This window comes from Peribacillus sp. P4_D6 (genome assembly GCF_056401795.1).
This window is the reverse complement of sequence record NZ_JBFUIQ010000217.1, coordinates 1-4,090: the sequence shown is the minus strand read 5'-3', so window position 1 is coordinate 4,090 and position 4,090 is coordinate 1. Positions and strand designations below refer to the sequence as shown.

The 4,090-nt window shown below is 42.0% G+C and carries 7 protein-coding genes; 4 read left to right on the top strand and 3 right to left on the bottom strand.

Going from position 1 to position 4,090, the window contains the following annotated elements:
- Nucleotides 1–55 precede the first annotated feature (55 nt).
- Nucleotides 56–388, top strand: coding sequence for a YolD-like family protein (locus AC1DVB_RS25650; protein ID WP_034308183.1), 333 nt, complete (start codon nucleotides 56–58; stop codon nucleotides 386–388).
- Nucleotides 389–577: 189 nt separating this feature from the next.
- Complete coding sequence (locus AC1DVB_RS25645) at nucleotides 578–901, top strand: iron-sulfur cluster biosynthesis family protein (RefSeq protein ID WP_034308178.1); 324 nt, start codon at nucleotides 578–580, stop codon at nucleotides 899–901.
- A 43-nt stretch (nucleotides 902–944) separates the two neighbouring features.
- On the opposite strand, the gene AC1DVB_RS25640 is transcribed toward AC1DVB_RS25645, so the two are convergent.
- Complete coding sequence (locus AC1DVB_RS25640) at nucleotides 945–1,847, bottom strand: alpha/beta hydrolase (RefSeq protein WP_095678601.1); 903 nt, start codon at nucleotides 1,845–1,847, stop codon at nucleotides 945–947.
- Nucleotides 1,848–1,977: 130 nt separating this feature from the next.
- Here AC1DVB_RS25640 and AC1DVB_RS25635 point away from each other — a divergent pair, with 130 nt between their 5' ends.
- The gene (locus AC1DVB_RS25635) at nucleotides 1,978–2,238 is read left to right on the top strand and encodes a YqkE family protein (protein WP_034308173.1); all 261 of its coding nucleotides are present in this window, start codon (nucleotides 1,978–1,980) and stop codon (nucleotides 2,236–2,238) included.
- A gap of 152 nt (nucleotides 2,239–2,390) precedes the next feature.
- A complete protein-coding gene (locus AC1DVB_RS25630) occupies nucleotides 2,391–2,828 on the top strand; it encodes a MarR family winged helix-turn-helix transcriptional regulator (RefSeq protein ID WP_477591584.1) in 438 nt (145 codons plus the stop codon).
- A 45-nt stretch (nucleotides 2,829–2,873) separates the two neighbouring features.
- On the opposite strand, the gene AC1DVB_RS25625 is transcribed toward AC1DVB_RS25630, so the two are convergent.
- Both AC1DVB_RS25625 and AC1DVB_RS25620 read right to left on the bottom strand, forming a co-directional pair.
- A complete protein-coding gene (locus AC1DVB_RS25625) occupies nucleotides 2,874–3,299 on the bottom strand; it encodes an Ohr family peroxiredoxin (RefSeq protein WP_034308168.1) in 426 nt (141 codons plus the stop codon).
- A gap of 240 nt (nucleotides 3,300–3,539) precedes the next feature.
- Nucleotides 3,540–4,090 (bottom strand): aldo/keto reductase (locus AC1DVB_RS25620; RefSeq protein ID WP_477591582.1); only part of this gene is annotated, 551 nt, incomplete at its 5' end.

Here is a 4,090-nt window from a genome sequence, read left to right as displayed (position 1 = left end):
GGCATAAGGCGTAAGGCGTAAGGCGTAAGGCTGACTTTGAAAGGAGGGAAAAGAAATGATTCGTGATCGCGGCCGTATCAAATGGACATCGATGATGTTGCCGGAACATGTGAAGATGCTCCGTGATTGGGCGGTGGAGGATGGCTATGAAACGAAGCGCATCCTGGATGAACAGCAACTGGAAGAAATGAATGCGGTAATGGGGGAAGCGATGGAGGAAAGAAAGGATGTCACGATTGCTCATTATGAAGGAAACCGGTATCAGCTGTTAATCGGCAGGATCCATTATTATAATGAGCTCACCCAAAAGCTTCATATCGTTGACCGGTTTGAGCAGGCTCACTATATCAGGCTTTCCGATATAGCGGATGTAAGGATAATGGAATGATGAGCGGAAGGGCTGTTCCCCAAGGGACAGCCTTTCATTTTCGAAACGGCATCATGTTGTTAGAACGGTCCATGAGGATAGTGATTTCCGCGAGGGCAGATCTTGTATATGGAAGCAGGCAGTTTCTTTAACAGAAACGTTTTTATCGTTTATAATGGGGGAATGCAAAGACATCGGGAGGCAGCAATCATGTATATTGAATGGACGGAAACAGCGGCTGGGAAAATAGCCGGTAAGGTACAGGGACAAGAAGGATATTTACAGTTGAAATATGATACTGATGGCTGCGGCTGCGTGGTAAGTGGTGTGACGGCGCTATGGTGGGTCAACGAACCTGAAGAAGGTACCGAAAAAGTGGAAACAAACGGAATTCCGCTATATGTTGAGAAATCAAAAATGATTTTTCTTGATGAAGTCATGAAAATAGACTTTGTTCCGGAAGCGAACAGCTTTCAATTAAAAAGTCCGAATCAAATCTTAAATCCGAGGATGAGCTTTTTTAATAAAATCTAACTAAAAGCAAAAGAGGGGATCGTGGATACCCTCTCATTTCTTCTCAGACAAGTTTTTTTAGAAACTGATCGATTTGATCTTCGTATTCTTTTGGATTTTCATTATAAGATTGAGCGTGGGCCCCTTTTTTAGCGATGTACAGCTGTTTTGGGCCCTCTTTTGCTGCATATAATTCCGCTGTCATGGAAGCGGGAATGAAACTGTCATTTTCACTATGGATGAAGAGCACGGGTTTTCGGATATTTTTCATATAATTGATTGGGGACACTTCATTGGTCCAATATCCGTCACGGAGTTTGATGAACGTACGCCCGAGCGGAAATACGGTCCAAGAAGGAAATGGGACTTCATGCTTGAGCTTGTGTTTGATCTGATCCTCGAAGTTCGAAAATGGACAGTCGGCAATGTAAAAATCAGCACCATCTTCAAGCATTCCGGCATATAAAAGCAGGGTTACGGCCCCCATGGATTCTCCATGAATGCCAATATGAAGGTCGGGCCCTTTACGTCTTTTCAATTCATCGATTACGGCCTTCAGGTCGAATTTTTCATAATGTCCATAACTGCTCGTCTTGCCGCCGGAATCCCCATGCCGGCGGTGGTCATAAATGATCGCATTGAAGCCCCGCTTAAGAAAAATGTTCATGTACTTAATCGAATTGACTTTGTTCTCCGTCACACCATGAGAAATGACCACCCACTTTTTGGTGTCATGCGGTTCGATAAACAAGCATTTCAAGGAATATCCGGATGGTGACGATACCCAAATTTCCGATTTAGGCAGATTATCAAAATCCTCCGTGATCAGGCGTTTAGCCATGATTTCACGATTCTGGATAAAATCATCTTCCTTCTTTTTCATATACATGATCCGATTGGAAAAATAAAGACCGACGCCGATGATATACGCTAGGATTCCAGCCAGTGTAAACCACCATTTCTTCATGAAAGGACCTCCTCGAATGATTTTCTTTATTTTACCATGAGGGAAATGGGAAAACACTGTTTGAAAACCATGATKAGGAAAACGGCAGTCGTGATATAATTATTTCATAAATGGCCAGGAGGTTTTAAGGATGAAAAAGAAACAGCCGCGAAAACAAAGTCAAAGCAAAAACCAAGATAAAGATTCATCTTCATTGAAACTCGGTGATATGATCAATCAAGATATCATGTCCCAGCTTCGTCAAAAGCAAAAAGAACTTAACGAGGCTGAACAAGAGAAAAGGGAAGCGGAAGAAGAAAAAAAACGTGAAGAAAGAAAGCGGCGGGAAAAGAATAAATCATTCGAAGAACTATTGGGTGAAAGCAATCTGAACTGGAAGAACTATAAATAAGAACAGGGAGCAATTAGGGCTGGTACCCTTTTTCTGTTCAGGAAGATTTATTGCTTGCTGATATTCCTTTATTTTATAAAGTATAACGATTATATTAAAGATAAGTTCGATATGCTTTCATATCGGATGGACTACTATTAGCTGGTGATATGATGCAAAATAAAATAGAAAAAGTGCTGGAAGACCAATTATGTTTCCTGCTTTATGCAAGTTCGCGGGAAATGACGAAGAAATATAAACCGTTGCTTGATAAACTTGAAGTGACATATCCTCAATATCTTGTTCTGCTTCTATTATGGGAACAGGATACACTTACAGTAAAAAAACTTGGGGAGCTCCTTGCCCTCGACTCAGGAACGCTTACCCCCATGTTGAAACGAATGGAGCAGAATGGCTTGATTGTCCGTGAACGTTCCACTGAAGATGAACGGTCTGTCATGATTAAGCTGACGGAAAAGGGACTTGGTTTACAGGAAGATGCCTGTTTCATTCCCAATCGCATTTCGGCAATGTCGGGTGAGGATAAGAAGGTGGTCGAGGATTTAAAAGCTTCACTGCTCCAACTATTGAAAACTTTACAGCAATTTTAGCAAAGAAAAGACGCTTGGGGTTCCCCAAGCGTCTTTTTGTCGGATTTAATCTACATCTATTTCAAAGGCGACGTCCACATTGCCATTGATTGCTTTTGAATAAGGACACATTTGATGCGCTTTATGAACAAGGGTTTCGAATGTCTCCTTGTCGACCCCGGATCCCTTCACAGCCAAAGTTATAGCCAAGCTGTACTGATGCATCTCACCCATCAATAGACTGACGCTTGCGGTGACTTTTGAATCGAAAGAAACGCGTTCAATTTTACCAACTGATTGCAAAGCACTATCAAAACATGCAGCATATCCAGCTGCAAAAAGCTGTTCCGGATTAGATGCTTCAGGCATCTGTTTAGCCCTTGGTGTTCCAGGCATCGCAATATCAACCGTGAAGTTGCCGTCAGCAGAAATTGCCGTTCCTTCTCTTCCGCCATCGACTGTTACAGACGTTGTAAATAATGTTTTTGTCATCATTTTTTCTCCCTTATCTTTTTTTATTTTTGATTGTGCACAACTTAATTGTACAACATTAATTTTAGGATGTCCAATGATAAGTTTAAAACCGTTAAATGGGTTTTGGAAGGAATTAGAATGATCGGAAACTTGAAGTTGGTAAAGAAGGCGAAAAAAAGATGGAACGGAAAAAGGCTGACTATCCCGTTGGTTAAACGGAGATAGAGCAGCCTAAAGGTTTGTCCTGACATTTCTTTTTTAATTCCGGTGACTTTCATATTTGTTCACTTTGGTCAACCGCTTCAGGATATCCAACTCGGTTGTGGACAGTGAAGGGCTGTTGGCAGCTTGGCAGTTATCACGTAGCTGCTGTACTGAGCTTGCTCCTGGAACAACGGTAGCTACGCTTTGATGGGACAATACATATTGAAGTGCCGTTTCATTCAACTTCCTATCGGAAAGTTTGTCCTTTATTTGCGGAAGCAAATCTTTAAGGTCGTGATAGCTATAGTCAAGGTATCCATCCTCATTTGCCTTTTCAAGCATTTTTTCACTGAGCAGCCCTTTGGCAAGGGGCCCACGGGCGATCACGCTGATCTGTTTGTTGGCTAAAAGGGACAGCCACTCTTCTGGGCGGTGGTCGAGCAGATTAAACTGCATCATCACGGAATCAAGCTCAGACTTTTCAGTGAATTCCTTGATGACATTCGGACGAATCGAGGAAATTCCATAATATCGGATATAGCCTTCTTTTTTTAAATCTTCAAATGCTTCTACCGTTTCTTCGATATTGTCTGAAAGGGTGCCGC

Bases quoted from the DNA above. Each gene is read 5' to 3' on its own strand.
- AC1DVB_RS25640 (WP_095678601.1), bottom strand. From the start codon at position 1,847: ATGAAGAAATGGTGGTTTACACTGGCTGGAATCCTAGCGTATATCATC.
- AC1DVB_RS25630 (WP_477591584.1), top strand. From the start codon at position 2,391: ATGCAAAATAAAATAGAAAAAGTGCTGGAAGACCAATTATGTTTCCTG.
- AC1DVB_RS25645 (WP_034308178.1), top strand. From the start codon at position 578: ATGTATATTGAATGGACGGAAACAGCGGCTGGGAAAATAGCCGGTAAG.
- AC1DVB_RS25625 (WP_034308168.1), bottom strand. From the start codon at position 3,299: ATGACAAAAACATTATTTACAACGTCTGTAACAGTCGATGGCGGAAGA.
- AC1DVB_RS25635 (WP_034308173.1), top strand. From the start codon at position 1,978: ATGAAAAAGAAACAGCCGCGAAAACAAAGTCAAAGCAAAAACCAAGAT.
- AC1DVB_RS25650 (WP_034308183.1), top strand. From the start codon at position 56: ATGATTCGTGATCGCGGCCGTATCAAATGGACATCGATGATGTTGCCG.